20 protein-coding genes and 2 rRNA genes (1 of these 22 running past the window's edge) are annotated in these 22,217 nt (G+C 42.6%); 9 read left to right on the top strand and 13 right to left on the bottom strand.

Annotated elements, in window-relative coordinates; genetic code table 11:
• Positions 1 to 3: 3 nt before the first annotated feature.
• Positions 4 to 624, bottom strand: a complete 621-nt coding sequence (gene rsmG, locus H4K34_RS04215; RefSeq protein WP_210759585.1) for a 16S rRNA (guanine(527)-N(7))-methyltransferase RsmG — start codon at positions 622 to 624, stop codon at positions 4 to 6.
• Position 625: 1 nt separating this feature from the next.
• A complete protein-coding gene (locus tag H4K34_RS04220) occupies positions 626 to 1,735 on the bottom strand; it encodes a glycosyltransferase (protein WP_210759586.1) in 1,110 nt (369 codons plus the stop codon).
• 85 nt (positions 1,736 to 1,820) lie between these two features.
• On the opposite strand from H4K34_RS04220, the gene tgt reads away from it, so the two are divergent.
• The 3 genes from tgt to H4K34_RS04235 all read left to right on the top strand — a co-directional run bounded on the left by tgt (position 1,821) and on the right by H4K34_RS04235 (position 5,118).
• The gene (gene tgt / locus H4K34_RS04225) at positions 1,821 to 2,951 is read left to right on the top strand and encodes a tRNA guanosine(34) transglycosylase Tgt (protein WP_210759587.1); all 1,131 of its coding nucleotides are present in this window, start codon (positions 1,821 to 1,823) and stop codon (positions 2,949 to 2,951) included.
• Positions 2,948 to 4,036: an LptF/LptG family permease gene (locus H4K34_RS04230; protein WP_246452195.1), complete on the top strand. Its 1,089-nt coding sequence runs from the start codon at positions 2,948 to 2,950 to the stop codon at positions 4,034 to 4,036. The genes tgt and H4K34_RS04230 overlap by 4 nt, the downstream gene beginning before the upstream one ends.
• Positions 4,037 to 4,167: 131 nt before the next feature.
• On the top strand, positions 4,168 to 5,118 hold the full coding sequence (locus H4K34_RS04235) for an acetyl-CoA carboxylase carboxyltransferase subunit alpha (protein ID WP_210759588.1): 951 nt from the start codon (positions 4,168 to 4,170) through the stop codon (positions 5,116 to 5,118).
• Between the two features lie 55 nt (positions 5,119 to 5,173).
• On the opposite strand, the gene H4K34_RS04240 is transcribed toward H4K34_RS04235, so the two are convergent.
• Positions 5,174 to 6,577 (bottom strand): hypothetical protein, encoded by a 1,404-nt coding sequence (locus tag H4K34_RS04240; protein WP_210759589.1) that lies wholly within the window; start codon positions 6,575 to 6,577, stop codon positions 5,174 to 5,176.
• 148 nt (positions 6,578 to 6,725) lie between these two features.
• Between H4K34_RS04240 and H4K34_RS04245 the strand changes: the two genes are divergently transcribed.
• From H4K34_RS04245 to H4K34_RS04255, 3 genes are read left to right on the top strand one after another with little or no spacing between them, the layout of a single operon-like run.
• Positions 6,726 to 7,328 (top strand): hypothetical protein, encoded by a 603-nt coding sequence (locus H4K34_RS04245; protein WP_210759590.1) that lies wholly within the window; start codon positions 6,726 to 6,728, stop codon positions 7,326 to 7,328.
• The gene (locus H4K34_RS04250) at positions 7,325 to 7,618 is read left to right on the top strand and encodes a winged helix-turn-helix domain-containing protein (RefSeq protein WP_210759591.1); all 294 of its coding nucleotides are present in this window, start codon (positions 7,325 to 7,327) and stop codon (positions 7,616 to 7,618) included. Before H4K34_RS04245 ends, H4K34_RS04250 begins: the two co-directional genes overlap by 4 nt.
• Positions 7,619 to 7,670: 52 nt before the next feature.
• Positions 7,671 to 9,080: a DUF4153 domain-containing protein gene (locus H4K34_RS04255; RefSeq protein WP_210759592.1), complete on the top strand. Its 1,410-nt coding sequence runs from the start codon at positions 7,671 to 7,673 to the stop codon at positions 9,078 to 9,080.
• Here the strand turns inward: H4K34_RS04255 and H4K34_RS04260 are convergent.
• Complete coding sequence (locus tag H4K34_RS04260) at positions 9,077 to 10,195, bottom strand: hypothetical protein (protein WP_210759593.1); 1,119 nt, start codon at positions 10,193 to 10,195, stop codon at positions 9,077 to 9,079. The genes H4K34_RS04255 and H4K34_RS04260 overlap by 4 nt on opposite strands.
• Before the next feature lie 326 nt (positions 10,196 to 10,521).
• Between H4K34_RS04260 and H4K34_RS04265 the strand changes: the two genes are divergently transcribed.
• On the top strand, positions 10,522 to 10,671 hold the full coding sequence (locus H4K34_RS04265; protein ID WP_210759594.1) for a hypothetical protein: 150 nt from the start codon (positions 10,522 to 10,524) through the stop codon (positions 10,669 to 10,671).
• A 434-nt stretch (positions 10,672 to 11,105) separates the two neighbouring features.
• Here H4K34_RS04265 and H4K34_RS04270 read toward each other — a convergent pair whose 3' ends face one another.
• The 6 genes from H4K34_RS04270 to H4K34_RS04295 are packed head-to-tail and all read right to left on the bottom strand — an operon-like array spanning position 11,106 to position 16,731.
• A complete protein-coding gene (locus H4K34_RS04270; protein ID WP_210759595.1) occupies positions 11,106 to 11,789 on the bottom strand; it encodes an FISUMP domain-containing protein in 684 nt (227 codons plus the stop codon).
• A 52-nt stretch (positions 11,790 to 11,841) separates the two neighbouring features.
• Entirely contained in the window at positions 11,842 to 12,552 is a 711-nt protein-coding gene (locus H4K34_RS04275) for an FISUMP domain-containing protein (protein WP_210759596.1), read from the bottom strand.
• The gene (locus tag H4K34_RS04280) at positions 12,549 to 12,848 is read right to left on the bottom strand and encodes a hypothetical protein (RefSeq protein WP_210759597.1); all 300 of its coding nucleotides are present in this window, start codon (positions 12,846 to 12,848) and stop codon (positions 12,549 to 12,551) included. Before H4K34_RS04280 ends, H4K34_RS04275 begins: the two co-directional genes overlap by 4 nt.
• A 2-nt stretch (positions 12,849 to 12,850) precedes the next feature.
• A complete protein-coding gene (locus H4K34_RS04285) occupies positions 12,851 to 13,810 on the bottom strand; it encodes a hypothetical protein (protein ID WP_210759598.1) in 960 nt (319 codons plus the stop codon).
• A 58-nt stretch (positions 13,811 to 13,868) separates the two neighbouring features.
• Positions 13,869 to 15,473, bottom strand: coding sequence for an endonuclease (locus H4K34_RS04290; protein WP_210759599.1), 1,605 nt, complete (start codon positions 15,471 to 15,473; stop codon positions 13,869 to 13,871).
• Positions 15,451 to 16,731, bottom strand: a complete 1,281-nt coding sequence (locus tag H4K34_RS04295) for a hypothetical protein (RefSeq protein WP_210759600.1) — start codon at positions 16,729 to 16,731, stop codon at positions 15,451 to 15,453. The genes H4K34_RS04290 and H4K34_RS04295 overlap by 23 nt, the downstream gene beginning before the upstream one ends.
• Before the next feature lie 53 nt (positions 16,732 to 16,784).
• Here H4K34_RS04295 and dnaB point away from each other — a divergent pair, with 53 nt between their 5' ends.
• Together dnaB and H4K34_RS04305 are read left to right on the top strand one after the other, a co-directional pair.
• The gene (dnaB, locus tag H4K34_RS04300; RefSeq protein WP_210759601.1) at positions 16,785 to 18,314 is read left to right on the top strand and encodes a replicative DNA helicase; all 1,530 of its coding nucleotides are present in this window, start codon (positions 16,785 to 16,787) and stop codon (positions 18,312 to 18,314) included.
• Positions 18,292 to 19,566: an asparagine synthetase B gene (locus H4K34_RS04305; protein ID WP_407644576.1), complete on the top strand. Its 1,275-nt coding sequence runs from the start codon at positions 18,292 to 18,294 to the stop codon at positions 19,564 to 19,566. The genes dnaB and H4K34_RS04305 overlap by 23 nt, the downstream gene beginning before the upstream one ends.
• On the opposite strand, the gene H4K34_RS04310 is transcribed toward H4K34_RS04305, so the two are convergent.
• From H4K34_RS04310 to H4K34_RS04320, 3 genes are all read right to left on the bottom strand, one after another.
• Positions 19,563 to 21,455, bottom strand: a complete 1,893-nt coding sequence (locus H4K34_RS04310) for a putative porin (protein ID WP_210759602.1) — start codon at positions 21,453 to 21,455, stop codon at positions 19,563 to 19,565. The two genes, H4K34_RS04305 and H4K34_RS04310, sit on opposite strands and share 4 nt — an antisense overlap.
• 130 nt (positions 21,456 to 21,585) lie before the next feature.
• Positions 21,586 to 21,697 (bottom strand): 5S ribosomal RNA (gene rrf, locus H4K34_RS04315).
• Between the two features lie 50 nt (positions 21,698 to 21,747).
• Positions 21,748 to 22,217 (bottom strand): 23S ribosomal RNA (locus H4K34_RS04320) (it continues 2,397 nt past the right edge of the window).

Below are 22,217 nucleotides of genomic sequence, written 5' to 3' on the forward strand. Positions count from 1 at the left end.
AGCTTAGGCTTTTAGGTAAACCACCTTTTTAGTTTCGAAAAAATCCTCCTCAAAATGCTTGGCTAAAGGATATTGCTTGGCACGAGGATAATCTGCCAATTCTTCGCTGAGGTCTCCACCTTTAAGATAAAGGATACCATTGGACATGGAGCCCGCTTCATTACCCTTCCGGAGCTTACCTCGGGTCCAGGCCATAAAGCGAGGCATTTGAGTTACAGCCCTGGAAATTATAAAGTCGTAAGTCCCTTTTACTTTCTCTGCTCTGGCTTGTTCAGCCTTTACATTCTTAAGGCCCAGAGCCAGGATCACCTCATCTACCACTTTGATTTTTTTGGCAATACTATCTACTAAATGGAATTGGGCTTGGGGATAAAGAATGGCCAGGGGAATTCCCGGAAAACCACCACCGGTGCCGATATCCAAAATCTGAGCTCCTTCTTTAAAGCGACAGATTTTAGCAATACCCAAAGAGTGCAATACATGCCTTTCATAAAATTGATCGGTGTCCTTGCGAGAAATCACATTAATCTTGGCATTCCAATCATCATAAAGTGCTTGCAGTTGTTCAAACTGCTGATACTGTTCTTCGCTTAAAGCGGGAAAATACTTGCGAATCAATTCCATATTACCATTTGCTAGGGGCACCCCAAATCAAGTTGCGAAGGTGCAACAAAGTGGTGGCTACTGCCCAAAACATTTCAAAAAATGGCCAAAGCCAGGCCTGCCTTTTATGTTGGATCAAATCCCGCTGACTCTTCCTAGGATAAGCCGAAATGAACCATCGTCCGATAAACACTAATAATACCAATCGAATATCCAATTGCCAAAAAGCAAAAGGCAGTAATAGGGCGAAGAGCAATTGTAAAAAACCTTCAAGGCCCAAGCTAAACCGCACCCCTCTCTCATAGCGCCAGGCAGTTGAATAATGTCGGCCTTTTTGACGCCACCACTGTTTTAAATTTAAGGGAGCCGGCGAATAGGTAAAAGAGCGCTCGGGACTCATGCAAATTACCTTGAGACCATCGGCCATTTCACGCAGGGTAAGATCATCATCACCCGAAAGGAGATCCTGATGCTTATTAAGGGCCTGAACCGCTTGCATGGATGATTTGCGATAGGCCAAATTTCTACCTACTCCCATATATGCCTTACCCATGGAGGCATAAGACCAGTAGCGGAGGGCAGTATTCACTGTTTCATAATCACTAAGCCAAGCGGTAAAACCTTCGCCTTGGAGTGGGCCATAACCCAAAACCACATCATTCTTCTTAAGCCTTAAGCCTATTTCCTTCAGCCAATGTTTACTAGCCGGTGCACAATCTGCATCACAAAAAGCCAGGGCATCGTTTTGAGCGGCGATGATTCCTCTTTGTAAGGCTGCCTTTTTTCCAGAAGCACTGCCCTCACTGGCATTCACTAATTTTAGAAAAGGATAGCTTTTTTGAGCCTCTTGTACCAAAGCCGCCCCATTATCGGTACTGTGGTCATCCACCATTATTACCTCAAAATCCGAATAATCTTGTTCGCACCATTCCGACAAGAGATGCTTCAAATTTGAAGCTTCATTATGAAAGCAAATAATCAAACTGATAGGTGGCAGATCGGGCTCCAGCGGAATAGCTTCTTTTTGATTGAGGTACTTCCGCAAGCGGTGAAACCTCAGCCCATGCCATAGCCAAAGTACCAGGGCAGCAAGCAGCCAAGTGTAGGAAAGCACATTAAGAAGCAATTTCATGACAGAGCAAATTAATGATTTTCAGCAGGTTTCAGAATTCAAATTCGGCTATCCTTAAGCCTGCTAATTAACGTATTTTTGCCGGATGCAATTTCGCTTGGAACATCAGGATCCCGGATCAAAAGCGCGTAGCGGGACCATCCAAACCGCGCATGGAGAAATTCAAACTCCCATATTTATGCCAGTGGGCACCGTAGCATCGGTTAAAGCTGTGCATCAAAGAGAATTAGCCGAGGATATTAAGGCCCAAATCATCTTGGGGAATACCTACCATTTGTATTTACGCCCGGGTACAGATATCCTGAATCGGGCAGGCGGCTTACACCAGTTTATGAACTGGCAAAAACCCATCCTTACAGATAGTGGTGGTTATCAGGTTTACAGCCTGGCTAATAATCGCAAGATTACTGAAGAAGGTGTTGCCTTCAAATCACATATCGACGGATCCAAGCATTTCTTCAGTCCGGAGAAATCCATGGAAATCCAAAGACATATTGGGGCCGACATTATCATGGCATTTGATGAATGTCCGCCTTATCCCAGCACTTATCAATACGCGCGGGAATCTATGGACATGACCCATCGCTGGCTCCAACGCTGCGGTGAATGGCTCAAAGAAAATGATCCGCTTTATGGTTTCGGGCAAAGCCTCTTCCCGATTGTACAGGGCAGTACCTACAAAGATTTCAGGGTTAAAAGTGCCGAGACCATTGCCGAATTTGGTGCGGACGGAAATGCTATTGGAGGTCTCTCTGTAGGTGAGCCTGCAGAAGAAATGTATGCCATGAGCGAAATAGTATGTGATGTGTTACCTCATGACAAGCCCCGATATTTAATGGGCGTTGGTACTCCGGCAAACATCCTCGAGAATATTGCCTTAGGTGTGGATATGTTCGATTGTGTGATGCCCACCCGCAATGGTCGTAATGGGATGATCTTTACCAGCGAGGGTATTATCAATATCAAGAATAAAAAGTGGGAAGACGATTTCGGGCCTCTGGATCCTAATGGCCCCACTTTTGTAGATAGCCAGTACTCCAAAGCTTATTTGCGCCATCTCTTTGCCGCCAATGAATATTTAGGTCGACAAATTGCCAGCGTACACAATTTAGGCTTCTATTTATGGTTAACTGGTGAAGCCCGAAAACAAATCGAGGCCGGTACCTTTGCCAGCTGGAAAAACATCATGGTCGAAAAACTGCAACGTCGCTTGTGAAGATTTTTAAAATCATAGATCGCTATATCATTGGGAAGTTCCTGGGTACCTTCTTTTTAACCATTGCCCTGATTTTAGCGATTGCCATTGTTTTTGATATTTCCGAAAAGATTGATGACTTCATTACAAGGGGGGCAAGTACCCGCGAAATCATCATCGATTATTATTTGAACTTCGTAGTGTTCTATGGCAATCTCTTTTCATCGATGATTGTCTTTATCGCTACGATTTTCTTTACCTCAAGGATGACCTCCAATACGGAGATTGTAGCCATTTTAACTGGTGGCGTAAGTTTTAGGCGGATGATGTTCCCCTACTTTGTATCCGCCACCATTATTGCCCTTATTAGTTTCTTCCTCTCCCATTTTGTGATTCCTTATACCAATGTGAGTCGCTTGGAATTTCAGCATTCTTATATCGATAAGAAGGAAGATGAACGCTTTAAGAATATCCATCGGCAGATTAAGCCTGGTCACATTATTTACTTCGAAAATTACAATACCAAGCGCTTCTCGGGCTATCACTTTACCTATGAAATTATCGAAGAGGGCAAATTGGTTTCGAAGCTAAAAGCCGATTTTATCCGATTGGATACGGCCACCAATGAATGGGTGCTCGACAATTACGATTTGCGCACCATTGATGAAGAAGGCAAAGAGCATTTAGAACAGGGTCGGAAATTGCAGCGAGCCTTTGACTTTGAAGCCATGGACATAGTTCCGCGACTTTATACCGTGGAAATGATGAATACTCCAGAGCTCAATGAATTTATAGAAGCGGAGCGCATTCGTGGTTCCGAAAATATCAATCACTACCTCATCCAAAAATACCAGCGAACCTCTTGGCCCTTTGCTACTTATATCCTGGTACTTATTGGAGTAAGTATCTCATCAAGAAAAACCAGAGGAGGCTTAGGATTAAATGTAGCCATCGGCTTGGTGCTCTGCGTAACCTATATCTTCTTTATGCAGATTTCCACCACTTTTGCGACGGTTGGAAGCATGAGTCCACTCCTAGCCGTGTGGACCCCCAACATATTATTTGCGGGGATTGCCGCCTATCTCTATTACATCGCACCCAAGTAAAAGCCTTAGCCACATGGCTTTAGGAGACACCACTTTTTCTATAGCCCTTTTAAATTGGGGGCAGAGATAGGAAAGCTTTGGCTCAGTCTCTTTTTTCTTCATCTTTGCATCTTCATTAAGAGGGAGTACATATGGATTATTTGGACTTTGAAAAGCCTATAAAAGATATCCTCGATCAAATCGAAAAGGTCCGCGCCTTAGAAAGCGAGTCTGAAGTAGATATGTCTGATAAGATCAAGGAACTCGAAAAGAAACTCGATAAAAGCCGCAAGGATATTTATAAAAACCTCACTGCCTGGCAGGTAGTACAATTGTCTCGTCACCCCCAAAGGCCTTATACTCTGGCCTATATCCAAGGGATGACCGAAGGACAGTTTATTGAACTACACGGCGATCGTAATGTAAAAGACGACAAAGCCATGGTGGGTGGCTGGGGATTACTCGGTGAAGAGCCGGTAATGTTTATCGGTCAACAAAAAGGGGTAAACACCAAAATGCGTCAGTATCGCAATTTCGGTATGGCCAATCCCGAAGGTTATCGTAAGGCTTTACGCCTGATGAAAATGGCGGAGAAATTTAACCGCCCGGTAGTAACCTTAATTGACACCCCCGGAGCCTTTCCAGGATTGGAAGCGGAGGAACGCGGACAAGGAGAAGCGATTGCTCGCAATATCTATGAGATGTCGAAACTTAAGGTGCCCATTATCTGTGTAATTATCGGTGAGGGTGCTTCTGGTGGAGCCTTAGGTATTGGCGTAGGTGATCAGGTATTGATGTTAGAAAACACCTGGTATTCGGTGATTTCTCCGGAAAACTGTTCCACTATTCTTTGGCGTTCCTGGGATTATAAGGAGCAAGCTGCCGAAGCCTTAAAATTGACAGCAAAGGATATGTTAGGCAATAAGCTTATCGATGGGATCATTAAAGAACCTATGGGTGGAGCTCATACGAATCCAACGGAGATGTTCGGAATTTTGAAGGAAGAACTACTAGGCCATATTGCCAAATTAAAGAATACGGAGCCCGACAAACTCATCGCCAAGCGAATGGCGAAGTTTGAACGCATGGGCGTTACCAAATAAGAAAAAGCCGCTTCTTAATTGAAGCGGCTTTTTTGTTTCGTATAAAACCGGATCGCTATATCTCTAATAACTGTCGAACTTCAGCATAGCTTTCTGGAAAGCCACCACTATATTGTTTGAGGATCATATCGGCCTTAGCTCCCTGAAATTTTAACTCCTTAACACCAGTACTTTTCAAGTAGTAAAAATGATTCTCATCAAGGGAAAAAACAAAAAATGGTTGATCCTTTGGAAGAGGTACTGGACCGAAACCATTATAATTAATCATTGAATTGCTTTGCATCATCACAAAGCTGCCTGATTCTAAAGTATCCCCACTATTAGCAGCATTGATCATAATAGGCTCAACTCTAATAAAAGGGGCATTCAAAATTCGATCACAATTATAGACTCCAAAATTTTGGATTCGAAAGCTTCGCATTAATTTACTTCGTTTTTCAGCAATTTTAGCTGCCCGTTCCTGTTTGCGACGCCATTCTTGCCTGGCCTTTTCCTTCTGTGCTTGTATATCCTCATAAACTTGCATCGCTTCATTAAAGTCTTCCCCAGTAAAAACTGGTCGCACCAAAAAGGAACGTTCTTCTTTGAATCGGGAAAACTTAAGGAAATACTTTCCATCAAATGGACTATTAATTAGCTGAACCCAATCCCACTCCACTTGAGCATATTCCGGTTTATAAGCAGTATCCAAATCAACTACTTCAAATTTGGCATTCTTAAAGACTTTCAATTCTTCTAGGAGTTGTGATTCCGGAATTACCACTTCAATGATGTCATTTCCCGGTGTAGGCTTTTTAGGCTTGGGTGGCTCAATAGGTCTATTATCAGGATTATTAAAAGGCTCAGGCTTATTTAATGAACTAGTACCCAAATCCGGCTTTATAAGAACAAGCTTATCCTTTAGATAGGTCCAATCTTGACTTACTGTGTCATAAACATATAAATTGTAATTATTCCCCTCAGCTGTAGAAACCAATTCGATGGTCATACTTCCCCCCTCAGTCAGGAACAGTTCCTTCCCATTTTGAAAAGCACGTACTTCACACATTCCTGCAGACTCCAAGCTATATTGAGTTCCAGCTGAATCGTAGGCCATATTAATGCCTGCAATGAAATAGTCGATAGGATCTTTATACTCGCGAAGTCTAATTTCTACCTCCCCTTGAATTAATTGGCCATTTGAATCTTGAATGGCATTGGCCGGAATAATAATGCGGGTTCCACTTTCAAATTTAAGAGTAGCTCCGGTCTCAGCTTTAAATGCTTGCCTCTTGGCAGGAACAGCAACATTTGGGAAAGGCTTTTCAATAATTAAAGCTAATTCCTTTTGCTCTGGGACTGAGTCCTTGGCTATCCCTGTTTTTTGAGATATTGATGGTTCTTCTGATTGCGGTCCATTTTGACATGCTGCCAAAACCATTAAGAGCGAATAGCGAAATAGGTTTTTAGATGAAATCATTAATTGTTAATTGGTGAGTTTATTGAACGATGATTTAGAGTCTTCTAGTACAAGGCTATTGACAATCTGACTTCAAATTCAAAATTTTGAAATCCTTGCTTGTGTATTCCAAAAGTTTATTCAACTTTGTAACGCAAAGTACTTTCCTATGGATCAGAAAGAACATATTGAAGCCCTCAAAGACATCCGTCAGATGATGCAGCGCTCAGTGCGCTTTCTCTCCTTAAGTGGTTTGTCTGGAATTTTTGCCGGTATCTATGCTTTGGCGGCAGCCTATTTGGCCTACCTGAAATTAGAATCAGGTGCCGGTAGAACGGATGCCCGCGGTACTTTGATCTATTTAATGGCATTGGCATTGGGCTGTTTAATCCTGGCCATTGGTACTGCCTTTTTCTTTACCCGTAAAAATGCTCGTAAAAAGGGTTTAAAGCTTTGGGATGATTCCGCTCGCTTAGCTTTCATCAATCTTAGTATTCCTCTGGCCACCGGAGGACTTTTTGCCATTGCTTTGATACGTGCCGGAGCAATTGGCTTTGTAGCACCTGCCACTTTAGTATTTTACGGATTAGCCTTAATTAATGCCAGTCGCCATACCTTCCCTATGATTCGCCAGCTTGGAATCCTGGAAATTCTCTTAGGCTTGATAGCAGCCTTCGTTTGGGGGCACGGTTTGTTATTCTGGGCCATTGGTTTTGGGCTATTACATATTGTATACGGACTCTTCATGTACTTCAAGTTTGAGCGCTCATGAAAGAATGGGTCCATCAGCTTAATAAAGCTTTTGAAAACCGAGTGCGCCTGGGCATTATGTCGGTCTTGATGGTAAATGAAGCGGTGAGCTTTAATCGGCTTAAAGAACTATTAGGGGTAACCGACGGGAATTTAGCCAGCCATTTGCGCGCCTTGGAAAAATTGGATTACGTTGAAATGAAAAAAACCTTCCTCGATCGAAAGTCGCATACCACCTATGATGTATCTGCCCTCGGCCGCAAAGCCTTTACCGAACATTTAAATGCTTTGGAAAGCCTCTTGAAGCCTTGATATTTTTTTACCCATTCACTTTGAATTTCAAAGTACTTTTAAAACAAATAAAATGAAAACTAAAATTCGCCCCTACCTCACCTGGACCCTGGCCATTAGCGCCGCCCTCCTTTTTGATGATGTTAGCTATGGCCTAAATGCCAGCATCTTTAGCAGCCTTTCGGTTCTGGCGCTACTCTTTCTATACTCTGAAATTCCCTTAAAAAGAAAGGCATTGGCCCTTCTACCCCATTTATGTATCGCATTATACCTGAGCCTGTACCCGCAAGCACTTAGTGTCTTTTTCTGGTACCTGAGCTATCTGCTGATGTGGAGTATGGCTGCTGTTTCTAACAGTAGCCTACTCCTTCCTTTTCAGGGCCTCGCCTCCATGTTAGGCAGTCCTTTTAAGCACTGGGCCCCTAAACCCAGTCCACCCCAATCCGAGACCCTGCAAGAACAAGAAGCCAAGCGGGTTCAAAACACTAATCGCTGGGCCGCCATTCTGTTGGTGAGCATTATTGCCGTGACCTTTGCTTTCCTCTACGCCCTCAGCAATCCTATTTTCAGTAATATTCTGGAAGACATTCAATGGCCCGAAATTGAAGCAGATCTAGTCTGGAGCAGCATGGGTATTTACCTCCTACTTTATGGTCTGCTACGTTTTTATAAAGTGAGCGTTTTTGAGCGTCTTAATGAATTGCCAAACAGCTTAGCCTCCGCAGACTATTCCAAGGAAAACCCTGAATTTCCAATTGCCAAATGGAGCCTTCTCATTGTCTCAGGAATGCTGCTTATTATGAACCTTACTGATTTGGTGGTGATCTTCAGTGGAAAACTACCCAGTGGCATGAGCTATTCAGAATATGTGCACCAAGGCTTTTACTCTTTAATCTTCTCCATGGCATTTGCCTTGGGGCTCATGGTGATCTTCTTTAGAGGAGCCTTAAACTTTCATGATCATATTCATCGTATTCGACAAATCGCTCGTTTCTGGATAATCCAAAACTTGGCGCTCGCTCTGATTACCGCTTACAAGAATATGCTCTATGTAGAAGTTTACGGACTTACCTATAAACGTATCGGAGTCTTTGCCTGTCTACTAGCGGTAAGTTTAGGCTTAGCCCTAATGATTCGCAAGATTAACCATGCTCGCAGCAATTGGTATTTCTTTAATCGATTAAGCGTTTTAGGCTATGCACTTATTATGATCTATGCGCTAATCCCCTATGACTTGTGGATTAGCCGTTATAATCTTCGCTATGCCCAAGCCAAGGACCTCTATTATATCCAAAACTTAGCCCATCCGGATTTAGTGGAATTGGAAGCTTATATGCAAAAGATGCCTGAAGGACCTGAAGAGTATCGTTACACTCGAGAATTTTTGAATCGCAGGAAAGAATCAATAGAGTATAAAGCAGCCATTCAAAGTTGGCGGGAATGGAACTGGTACTTTAATTATATTAAATCACTTAATATCTAGAGCGAACGTTGCAAGCCGAACCTAAGTTGAGCATCACTAAAAGCTATATCATGATTAGCTAAACCACCTAACACCGCATCCAATTGTATAGATAGTTTCATATTTGAACAGATTGCATAGAAATAATGGGCCGAAAATCCTTTTATAAAATAAATTCTATTAATATGATTACCATTAAAATTATAATGACTTTTCCTTTGCAGCAAATCCCCATCCTGTAAGTAAGATAACCCAAATTGATGAAGCTTATCCTTTGGACTATAAATCAAACCCAAATTCGAAGATAAATTGTAATAAGAACTCTCTGTAAAACCTGCCCTCAATCTTAACCAAGTACTACGTTTGTAAAAAACTGCCCATTCTTTCCAACCAAGTTCAACCAGTCCATAAACACCAGGGCTTAGCACTCGATCATCAGAATAATGATCTACCGTTAGTTCCGTTCCAAACGAAATTTTAAATGGCTGCATTTGAAGATTTAACGGATCCATTTTCTTTTCCCTTCTTATGAACTTTACCAAACGTAATGAAATGTAACTATTGAAATCTGAAATATCATAATGGACAAAATCGAATACAATATCTTTTGAGAGACTAATTGAATAATCTGCGATTGAGTAACCAACAGCCAATCCTGGCCCTGCTCGATTAAATGGCCCATCAGAGCGCAAGGGAAGAGTATTTAAAATACTATGATTAATTCCGGTACCTAGAACTTTAATTTGCCAAGCTCCCAAATTCATTCCAACTCCAACTTGAAACAAGGTTTTTGAATTATCCAACCATTGTTCTCGCTCCAGATTAACGCTGTATAGGAAAGAATACTCAAAATTTAATTCAAGAAAATATTTTGGATTAAAATCTACTTTCAAGCTAAAGGTGGGCGTAAATGATGGTCCATTTAAATAATTTATATTTTCTAAAAAAGTAACACCACCATCTTCAAATTGGGAAAAGGTGCTTAACCCTATTCCAAGCTTAAAACGATCCTTTATTTCAGGGTTAATTTGAGAATACACATTACTGACATTAAATAGCAAAAGCAGACCTATTAATAGATCTGCTTTCCTAAATTTTATATGTCCGAAAATTTTAATTCCCACAATACCAATCATATTTAAAAAGCATGGCAAAGAACATATATCCAACTAGACAATGATCTAGAGGGGTTTAATAATCGCACCCAAAAAATCATAACCAGAAAACACGTGAAGCTGATACACATAATAATTATTGGAAATTTCGGAATTTTCATGGCTTGCCAAGCTTAATCTATAGAAATCTTCATGTGGCCTATTTTTATACCCATATCCTGTTTAGAGACCAGTATAATGTTGCCCAAAAATTGTAAGGGTTTACGTGATTTCCTATGACGCTGTAAACGATGTCGATTTACTAAGTTCTTTTAAATTGAAAGCAGCTGCCAGATAATATGCAAAAGATGCCGGAAGGACCGGAAGAATATCGCTATACCCGAGAATTCTTGAATCGCATGAAAGGCTCTATCCAATATAAAGAAGCCATCCAAAGTTGGCGGGAATGGAACTGGTATCGAAACTATGTATTTAGGGCTTTTGAGATAAAGAATTGAGCTTTCTCCGCCTTAGTAGATATAATAGTAAATGCAGAAGCCAGGCACATTGTCCTATAAGAAAAAGGCCTGCCCAATAAGACCAACTGGATTCAGGCAGAACAGTATTTACATAATAGCGATCAGGCAGTCCACTCATCCCCTTATAAGGAAGCCATACTGAAACTAATAAGGTCGAAAAACTTAAAAAGTGAATCACCCCCAGAATATAGCTTAAACGAAAAGCAAAAAAGCTGTAATAGAAACTAAAGAACAGGGTAACTGAAATTAGCAGAGCACAAATACTTTCCTCAGCAAAGGAATATCTCCTTTCATGAAAGTTTATATCCAATGTTCTGGCAGTATCAGCATTAAAATACAGAATGACCAAAACGCCCGCCAATACTAGCCAAGCTAATCCTAGAAGTTTAAAATTTGACAGTGGAAACCTCACCTTATTCCTTTATGCATCGCACATAATGCCCAGCATAATTAGGACTGGTTTTACCCAAGTCCAATTGCATGCTGCCAAAATTCTGTTTGATGCTCCAAACGATTTGCAAATTGGGCGTTGCAGCGGGGCTACTGCGGGTCCACCAGCGGGCCAGGGTACCCTCACCCACAAATTGCACCAGATTGGAAGAGCCGAAAACAACTAGCTCGCCTGCCGGTAAAGCACTAAATCCATATTGGTCCTGCCGTTCTGTAAATGCATAGTGCTTGTGCAACCAGGCGCCATCACCATCCTTTTGGTTGCCCTTACTGCGCAAGGTATAGGCCAGTTGAGGGTCGCTTTGTTGTAATTTATTTAAGTCTTCAAGAACCGGAAGTCGCCAACCCTCCGGAGCCAGGGGTCTGCGATCGGCTACTGCAAATTGATTGTAGATACAGCCGTAGTGGGCCCCTTCTTTGGGATCGAAATTATAATAGGTATAAGCTGGGCGTTTATTCTCGATAGCCTTAATCCACTCTTCCTGGTTCCAACAATATTTCAAGGGATCTCCATTGCGAAAGGAAGTCACCACCAGGTTTTTATTCATCCAAACCTGACTGCCTATACTTACCTCCTGATATTGCGATGGTGCCTTCGCCCCGCTTAAGAACAAGAGGCAGAAGGCACTGAATATTAGTTTCTTCATAAGCAAAATTGCCTCCTAAAATAATCAAATACCAAATTGGAGGCTAATGAGCTTATTTCAAACAACGCACATAATGTCCAGCCGCAGCATCAATACGGGCTCCTGCCATATGACCAAGAAAATTACCATGTCTTCCTTGATACAGGGTCCAGAATTTCAAAACATCAGGATTATTTTCGAGAGGACTGGCTGTCCACCAGGAAACTCGCTCCCCCCAGGCATTAAAATTAACCTCATTGAGAGCTTCAGTATAACCAGGTACTTCTCCGACTGGTTGGGCATTAAAACCAAAGGTATCTTGTTGTGCCGTAAAAGTATAGGAAACATGCTTCCATAAGCCGCTACCGTCGTGCACTGAGCCCTTAGATCGCAAGAAAAAAGGAATGCTCTGATCCTTAAATAAACTATCAATATCCTCCTTTAAAGGAACTCGCCAGCCCTCTGGAGCTAATCCACGCTCGTCCAAAAGGGCCCACACATTATAAAGGGCACCGTATTGGGCATTGGCCGTTTCATCGAAATTATAATAAAGCATGGCTGGCTTTTTATTGCGAAAGGCTTCAATCCAGCATTCTGGGTCTTGGCACAGTTCGATGGCATCACCATTGCGAAAAGTTTTTTCATTGAGGTTGTGATCCATCCAAATCTGATTCCCCACGCGCACTGCACCTTGAGGTAGCACTTCCTCCTGTGCAGTGGTGCATGATAATAGAATTAGGCTCAAACCCAATAAGCCTAGCGTTCCTTTGATTAGTTTATTCATTTGTCTTCGTCGATTATTTCAGCTTCTACTTCAATGGCCTGGGCTTCTTCCATGGCCGCTTCTGCCTTACGCAGTTTGGATTCCAAAAACCTGGGAACAACTACAATCATGGCTAGGCCCAGTAAATTAATAGGCACATAAAACCACAGGGTATAGGGTACCCAGCTTACCGACCAAAAAGTCCAGTACAAAGCAATGGCAATGGCCGTGCGAATGAGATACATCCGCAATTTCTTTTTCCGAAAAGCCGGATCTAGGATACCTTGTTTCGAAATTTGATCTTGAATATCAGGCATATCTATTTAACCTCAATGCTGATTTTAATTTCAGTACGCATATCAGCCTGAAGTTTGGGATCGTAGCCCTTTACCAATCCATCAATCTCAATTTTTTCAACCCAGGTGGTTTCAGTATTGTAGTAAATAAGCTCTGAATTGCTTATCTCCATTTTCATTTCTTCAATCTTGGCCAATTCCTCAGTCTTTTTTGCCTTATCACCGGGCATACTTTCGATCATATCAGTCATCATTCCTTTTAACATTTCTAGGAAAGCCGTCATATCATATGCCTTACTGTGATAGAATACCGCCTGCTTCTTTTGTTCATTATTTTGCTTCAGGCATGTTATAGCCTTACATTCCAAATCTTGCCCTGCTTGCATGGGATTGCTTTCCATCGAAACTGTTGTTAGTGTATCCCCAAGTTGGTAACTACTCTTATAAGGCAGCAGTAATAATCCCAAATCAGATTCAAAAAAAGCAATCGCATTTTCTTTGGAGCTCAGAGGAAGCATTAATGGCTTTAATATCAAACCAATAAAAAAGGCAACACCGGAATCGGCCTCCAATAACTTGCTTTTTATTGCCTCCATCCTTGGACCGGTATACTCTTCTATCTCCTCCCAATTTAAAATATCCACTTTGCCATTATCTTTTGAAATAGCATATCGAATATCCAACTGCGCTTTTTCTTTTAGGTCATTACTCGCATCAGGTAGAGTTTCCAAAATAAACTCCAGCAAATCGGCACCGTAGGCATATTCTACTTCATAATATGTTTCCTTTTCATCCACCACCTTAATAAACAGGCTATCTACTTCTACCTCTTCTTTTTGTACCTCCTCATTCGCATAATCCGTGCGAGTTTGGGTTCGTATAATAAGTTTTTCAGCTCCGACTTTCCAGTTAGGACTAAAATTTACCTGAGCAGAAGAGGAATTGGTAAATGAAAAAAGGACAACTATTAAAAGAATGCGCATAGGACTTAACTTTTGAAGTTTTAGGCTTTCGCCTGATAAGGCTTAATTAAGATCTAGATTACTGGATAATTATTCGCTCTTGACGATCGGCATCCGATGACTTCTCACGATAAATGAGAGTATAGACTCCCGCAGCAAAAGCACTCAAATCAATTTGTTCTGCTAAGGGCAATGAATGTAGGGCTCCAGCCGCATCAATCATTTGCAAAGAACTAATATCCTCTACAGACTGCACTTGTAAAAGCCCCTTTACGGGATTGGGATAAAAGCGAATGGATGGCGCATCGGCGAAAGCCAAAAGCGATAAGGCAGGACCTGACATAATAGGAATGGTGATGGAATCTGAATCCCCTAATTGACGGAAGGCCATACTCGCTTGATAATTCTTCTGCGCCTGGAATTCAATCTCAATTACCTGATAATCGCCCGGGCTCAATAAAAAGGTGGTTGGAGTTGCTGAGCTAAAGTTCAAATCCGGATCACTTAATGCCAGATTATCTACCCCCATGTCTTTGTTACCATCATTGTAGATCACAAAGCTATAAGTGCGAGTTATAGATGGGCCCTGAGCCAGGAAGATGGTATCATCGGAATAGTATTGTACAAAACGATCCGCTGCTGAAGCAGTACCATCCACATCGCTTATACGCTCAATGAATTGGGGATAATCAACAAAAGGGTTGCGATTATTCTGCACATTATATATCGCAGTATTACGTGCCTGCTCTGCCGTTGATGGTGGGAATTGATCGTGCCACTGTCTAAGAATTGTTTCTTGTCCTGAAAAATGGCCGGCATAATCCTGATAGCGAATTACGAAATACATCATGGCCCGAGCTACTGCTCCCTTATGAGCATCGCGAGGTTCAAACTTCCCTCCTCCCGATTTGGAACCACCTTGAGTCCAGGATGCAGTTCCCACTACTCCAAAAGGATCGTTCCCGCGGCGACTATTTGCAGTGGCATCGGTAGGAAACAAATGATGGATATCGCTACGCATGGGCACATTGGAATTAAAAAATCCCTGCGGAAAGGTATGCTCGCAATTAAAGCTATTGTTATTAGCCCCACTACGGGTATTAAAAGTAGCGGTACGACCAGTATAAACACACTCAACCTGACCAGCTACATTATCAATACTGCCATACATTAAATCGCGAGCACCATTATAACCTTGATCACTATAACCTTGGGCCAAGCGCGTGTTTAAAGCATTTTTCAAAGCCTGCTGCTCCTTGTTTTGAGTAGTGCTATAATAGCTTTTTGAATAGGTGCCTTGTGCGCTTAAACCCACTGCAGTATGACCAAAGCCATTGGTGCTTTTAAAAACCAAAACCTGCTCATGCTGAATATTATGTTCGGGTAAAAAACTCACCGTAAGGCTAAAAGTATCGCTGGGCATCACTGTGAAAATGCTATCGCTAAGGCTAAACACCTTATTGCCATAAATCTCAAAACGATCTACCGCCTCTACACTGATGGGATAACTATTAGGATTGTATAATCTTAAAGTTTGGGTACTGGCTTGCAATTCATTGGTGGCCGGGAAATTCAAATCACCATCCACAGAAACCAGGCTTTGCGCCGAGAGGCCAGCCGTCAATAAAATGCTAATTGACAAAGTATTAAGAGCCTTCATCTTACTTATTATAGAGAATTTCATAGTCTTTTAAGAGCTTGGAACTTGAGGCCGCAAATTGCAGATTATTATTGAGAAGCAAGCGCTGAATAAGGTTGCCATTTTGTAAATACAAGGCACCATTAATTTTAGAGATCTGAAAATTCTCGAAGTGCCGTGGATCTACTAATTGTGCATTGCCTCCTCCGAGGCTCGAATAGCGATATAATCCCGATGCGCTGCTGAAAACCAAGTCTGAGGGAGCGATGGCGGCCGCATCATAAAGGGCCTCATCGGTAAAGGTTTCCAGATTAGTATAGGTATGATCTGATTTCCGATAGCGATTCAGCTCCCAAACACCAGCGCCAGGCTTGCGGATTAATAGGGCCAATTCATCATCATTTAATGCCGCTAAACGTGGACTGCTTCCTAGCAAAGGATAGGTGTACAATTGCCCCAGTAAATTGGAACTATAAACTTCCAATTGGGCATTGCTACCATCGCCAAAAGCACTAAACACTGCTAATTGCTCATCGAACCAAGCGGCAGTGCGGGCATAGTATTGCTGCCCAGTCACTCCAATAAAACGGCTACTTTGAATAGACCCTTCTCCTATTTCCTGGATATAGCCATTTCGCTGCAAGAGATAAAAGTTGCGGTCCCTTTTAAGTACATAGGTAAAGGAATTTTGATTGGCTCCCAGAGGGGCTGGCATAAAGGTAACTTCGCTAAAGTCACGCAGATGCCGTACTTCAATCCCATTATCTGCAAGAGAGATTAAATAGATAAGCGAATCTCGAGCAGACACTTTTACACGGTCGAAAGATTGGTTTAGAGTAAACTCCCGGAGCTTAATTCCATCTGCATCTAAAATCTCCAGGCTTTGATCGCTTAGTAAAGCAAATCCTAGCTGCTCCGCTTCCAATTCAGCGTATCGAAAGGGATGAAAATTACTTAAAAACTGGCCTTGGTTATAGGCGGTAAGCCGCAGGTCGTAATTCCCGGAACTGAGATAGCGATCATTGAAAATAACTTCAGCCTCAAAGAAATTCCCTTCCCGATACAGTGGTCTGAATTGAGAACCCACTACTCGGTCGCCTTGTAAAATATTGATCCGATACTGGTTAATTGGCTCTGCCTCAAACTGAATAATGAGGGTATCGCCAAAGGCTATATTAGAAGGTAGAGAATTTAGAATTTTTAGTTCCGGATATGCAGGTTCTTCCTCGCTGCATCCCAGCGCCAGCAAGAGAATGGAAAGGATTCCAAAAGAAGTCGTGAAAAATGAAAATAAGCGTTTCACAATTGGTATTTTTGGAGGCTCAGCATTAATGTACAGAAGCTCTCTATTCAAGTATGGACGCGAACAAAAATCCGCAAAATTCTTTTAGGCCTCAAGCAAAACAATCAGTGGTAGCTCTCGATCAAGGTCGAATTCCTCCACAGGTAGTAAGTTTTGAAGAAGCGGTTTTAGGTGCAGTCCTTATCGATAACAGTGCTATTAATGCTGTAATCGACATCTTAAGTCCGGAAAGCTTCTACAAACATCAGCATGGCCTCATCTTTAAAACGGTAAAAGAGCTCTTTGGGCGAAGTGAGCCGGTAGATATTTTAACCGTAGCCAATGAGTTGCGTGTTAATGGTGAGCTGGAAGCCGCTGGTGGTGAGCATTATCTAATTGAGCTAAGCAATAAAGTTTCTTCTTCGGCTCACTCCGAATACCATGCCCGGGTAATTGTGCAAAAGCACATCCAAAGGGAAATGATTAAGGTGGCCAGCAATATCATCGATAAGAGTTTTGATGAAACCACCGATGTATTTGACTTGCTTGATGAGGCGGAACAAGACCTTTTTGAAGTTGCCCACAGCAATATTGTAAAGAACTACGAGAGTGCCCGAGATCTGGTAAAAGAGGCCATTAACCGCATTGAAGAGATTTCGAAGAAAGAAGGTTTAAGTGGTGTTCCTAGTGGCTTTACTGAAGTGGATCGTATTACCGCTGGTTGGCAGCCCTCGGATTTAATTATCCTCGCAGCTCGTCCTGGTATGGGTAAAACCGCTTTCGTATTGAGTATGGCGCGTAATATGGTAATCGACCATAAAACACCAGTGGCAGTATTCTCTCTGGAGATGGCGGCAGTTCAGTTGATTACGCGTTTGATCTCTAGTGAAACAGGCTTAAGCTCTGAGAAATTACGAAAAGGAACCCTTAATGATGCGGAGTGGCAGCAATTGCTCACCAAGGTACGTGCCCTGGAAAATGCTCCGCTCTTTATTGATGATACGCCGGCAATTTCGGTATTTGACCTTCGTGCTAAATGCCGTCGTTTGGTTGCCCAACACGGTGTAGGTATGGTAGTGATTGATTACCTGCAGCTGATGACCGTAGGTGGCCAAAAGAGCTCGGGTGGTAACCGGGAACAAGAAATTTCAACCATCTCACGTTCCTTGAAAAGTATCGCTAAAGAATTGAATATTCCGGTAATTGCACTATCGCAGTTAAGTCGGGCGGTAGAGTCCCGAGCCGGTGATAAGCGACCCCAGCTTTCTGACTTACGGGAATCTGGAGCGATCGAACAGGATGCGGATATCGTATGTTTTATCTATCGTCCTGAATATTATGATATAGAAACCTTCCGCGACGGTGATCCGGCCGAGGGCAAAGCTGAGCTGATTATCGCTAAACACCGTAATGGTAGTTTATCCGATGTTCGTCTGCGCTTTGAAGGCGCCATGGCCAAGTTCTCGGATCTGGAAGATATGGACAATGGTCCGCTGGTACTGGAATCCAAGTTGAATAACGACCAGTTCCTAGGCGGCGACCACTCCATGGATGGCGGTGGCGGTTTTAGTAATGACCCTAATGATGATGACATTCCTTTCTAGGAAAATCGCGCTTCTCTTTTTATTGTTATTGGCCCTGCAGGCCCAGGCTATTCAATTGCTCATTCCCATGGATGAGGAAGGCCAAAAGGAACATCTCAAAGCTTATGGTATTGCCTACTATGCTTTGGAACGAGGCGTAGAAATTGAATGGCTTCTCAATTATCGCGGGGGCAGTTTTTTAATTCCATTTGATGAAAAGCTCAAGCTGGAATGCCGCATTCGCAATGTATCCTATGAGGTAATTGATGATGCCACAGCCAGCAGTATTCGCGAAGCTATTAGCAGTCCGGCTGTAAATCAATCCATCGTAAAATTAGAAACCGCGCCAAAAATTGCGGTTTACTCGCCTAAGAGCAAACAGCCTTGGGATGATGCTGTAACGCTAGTACTCACCTATGCTGAGATTCCTTACGATGTAGTTTATGACCGAGAGGTGATTAATGACCTCCTACCTAAATACGATTGGCTACACTTGCACCACGAAGATTTCACCGGACAATATGGACGTTTCTACGCGGCTTTCCGCACCGCTCCATGGTATATTGAACAAAAACGAGAACAAGAGGCCCTGGCCGCCGAATTAGGTTTTGCCAAGGTAAGTGAATTGAAAAGTGCGGTTGCCGAAAAGATTCGAGAGTATACTATTGGCGGAGGCTTTCTCTTTGCCATGTGTTCTGCTACCGACAGCTATGAAATATCCCTTGCCGCTCTAAATGTAGATATCTGTGAACCCATGTTTGACGGTGATGCAGCAGAGCCTAATTATCAAAATAAACTGAATTTCGACCGCTGTAATGCCTTTGAGAATTTTCAATTGGTACAGAATCCCAATGTGTATGAGTTCAGCAATATTGATGTAACCAATGGACGGAAGATTGCAGAAGAAAGAGATTATTTCAGCCTCTTTGAGTTTTCGGCCAAATGGGATATTGTCCCAACCATGCTCACCCAAAACCATGTGCAAATGGTTAAAGGCTTTATGGGGCAAACTACTGCCTTCCGAAAGGATTTAATTAAGAGCGATGTCTTAATCTTAGGAGAATTTAAAGCTGCTGGTGAAGCCCGCTATATTCATGGAGAGTTGGGAATGGGTACCTGGACCTACTATGGCGGACATGATCCTGAAGATTATCAGCATCGAGTTGGAGATCCGAAAACGGAATTAGAACTCTACCCCACTTCACCTGGTTATCGCCTAATTCTGAATAATATTCTTTTTCCTGCTGCGAAGAAGAAGAATCAGAAAACCTAGTTAAAGAAGCGCCAGTTTACACCTACTCGGAATACCCTGTCATTTAAAGGATAATGAGGAGCAGCCCAGTAATTATAGGCCACCATTCCTTGAGTTAGATTTTGCATTTTAAGGAAGATTACGGCTTTGGCCACTTTAAACTGCGCAAAAGCATCTACCATAAAATAATCTCCAACAGGATATTCATTTGCAATATAGAGTTGGCCAGTAGCGGTGGAATAAGATGGACTTTGGAAGGCACTGAAATAAGTGGCTTCGGCACCTATTAATACCTTTAAAGCCCGCTTAAACATCGGGAACTCGAAATACAAAGAAAGACGATTTACCCATTCGGGGAGAGGCATATAACGATCGGCATTATTCAATGCAATCTGATAGGTCACCTGATTATCTAAATGCAGTAAATTCCAGAGATAAAAGTCCTGTTTAAGATCTATACTCTGATAAGCGACTAAATCCGGTGCCACAACTGGTTTAAGGTCTGCGCCGAAATACACATAATCCGAGGCCCCAAAGGTGCGGAAACGCAGGTAATTGGACCTTCCCCATTGCAAACCAAACTGCAGTTCATTAGATAGAACCGGACCTAAATCTTGATTCCAAATTACATTGTTACTGATATAAACTTGCTGTAAAAAGTCAGGTGCTTTATTCTGAATACTGTAGCCTGCAAAGGCACCTAAGCTTTTAAAGAAGGTTCCCTGCACCCGAACTTTCAATTCGAAATTATTGGCGAATGGACCAGTTAGAATGTATTTCCCTTCAGTGTGTAAATCGAAATACTGCTTGTAGTTTCCCTGTAATTGAGCATTCACACCAAAATGCTGGGCACCGGTTTCAAAATAGGCATTGCTATACTCCAGGTATTGATGAAAAGCTCCCGCTTTTAAATTAAAGCGGCTACTATCACCAATTATAGTTTGCAGGTAAGCTTCATTGTATAATGATGCGTAGCGGAGACTATCTGTATATACCCCATCCTGATCAAAATAATATTGATCATATACATCATTAGATCTGCCATAGTAGGCAAAGGCCCGCCGGTTAAAACGTGCATTATGACCTAAAATGATACTCCTTTGCTTTTCCGTCTCCGGGCTTTTGACTTGCAAGGAGTCTGGCAATGTATCAACCGGTGCTTTCACTTTCTTCTTAAAGAGCTTCCAGAAATCGATCTGATGATCAATGAAATAATCACGATTGTATACCGCTCTTTGATCTTGATCGAAGCGAGTAATTAAGAGGGTTCTCGAAGACTCCAAATTATCAGTAAAAACAGAATCATGAATAATCCCCCCATTTTCCTGGAGCTCTAACTTCTCACTAGCAAAATAGGCCCATAGCTGATATGCTCCTTTGGGACTTTGGTAATGACTATTAATTAAGAAGCTGGATTGCTTATTCTGATCATTGATATAGAAGCTCAAACTGTTTAAGCGACGGTACTGCACCGAGAAATTCCAATTCTTGGTGATATTCTGACTGTGGTAGATTCTAAACAACTGGCCACGTTCATAACCATTTACGTAGCGGGCTCCGGTTAATGGTGAGCGTACTTGGTAATAGGCCACTCTTTCGGGACTTACAAAATAATCTTGAAAGGGTCCAAAGCTTTGAAAGTCTTCTAGTGGTTTTAATCCTTGCAGGATCAAATTATTGCGTGGACCTCCGAGGTTCATCAAGACTAATTTGCCATAATCATCCGAAAGGGCATTATTAAGCTGATGGTACCAAGTTAGGGAGCTTAGGCTAGTATCAATGAAATAGTAACCTTGTTGTTGCCAATAGAAATACTGATGGCTAAACTGGGGTTTAAGCGCATCTGGACTAGGCTTCTGAGCGGCCAGACCGAGACTGAGTAAAAGTAGAAAGATGGTATTTCGCATCATGCCGCGAAGGTAGCTAATTGGTGAACTCGCACAGCACATTAAAATTGCAAGGAGGGTGCCAAATATGGGGCATTGCTGAGAAAAAAGGCAAAAAAAAAGCCTCTACGCTAAACGTAGAGGCTTGCTTAAAGATTGGCGACGACATACTCTCCCAGGTGTTACCCTAGTACCATCTGCGCAAGTGGGCTTAACTGCTCTGTTCGGGATGGGAAGAGGTGATCCCCACTGCCATAGTCACCATAAATCGTTAATAAGATCGACACACTGAGAGTAATGAATACATGGGATCTGCATTTAAAAGCTTACGGGTAATTAGTACTACTCGGCTATGACATTACTGCCTTTACACCTGTAGCCTATCAACGTCCTGATCTCGAACGACCCTTAAAAGAAATCTCATCTTAGGGCGAGTTTCGCGCTTATATGCTTTCAGCGCTTATCTCATCCAAACATAGCTACCCTGCGATGCAGCTGGCGCCACAACAGGTGCACTAGAGGTTTGTCCGACTCGGTCCTCTCGTACTAAAGTCAGCTCCCTTCAAATTTCTAACGCCCGCAATAGATAGAGACCGAACTGTCTCGCGACGTTCTGAACCCAGCTCGCGTGCCACTTTAATGGGCGAACAGCCCAACCCTTGGGACCTTCTCCAGCCCCAGGATGTGACGAGCCGACATCGAGGTGCCAAACCCCCCCGTCGATGTGAGCTCTTGGGGAGATCAGCCTGTTATCCCCGGAGTACCTTTTATCCTTTGAGCGATGGC

It is taken from the genome of Croceimicrobium hydrocarbonivorans (genome assembly GCF_014524565.1).
GTDB lineage: Bacteria > Bacteroidota > Bacteroidia > Flavobacteriales > Schleiferiaceae > Croceimicrobium > Croceimicrobium hydrocarbonivorans.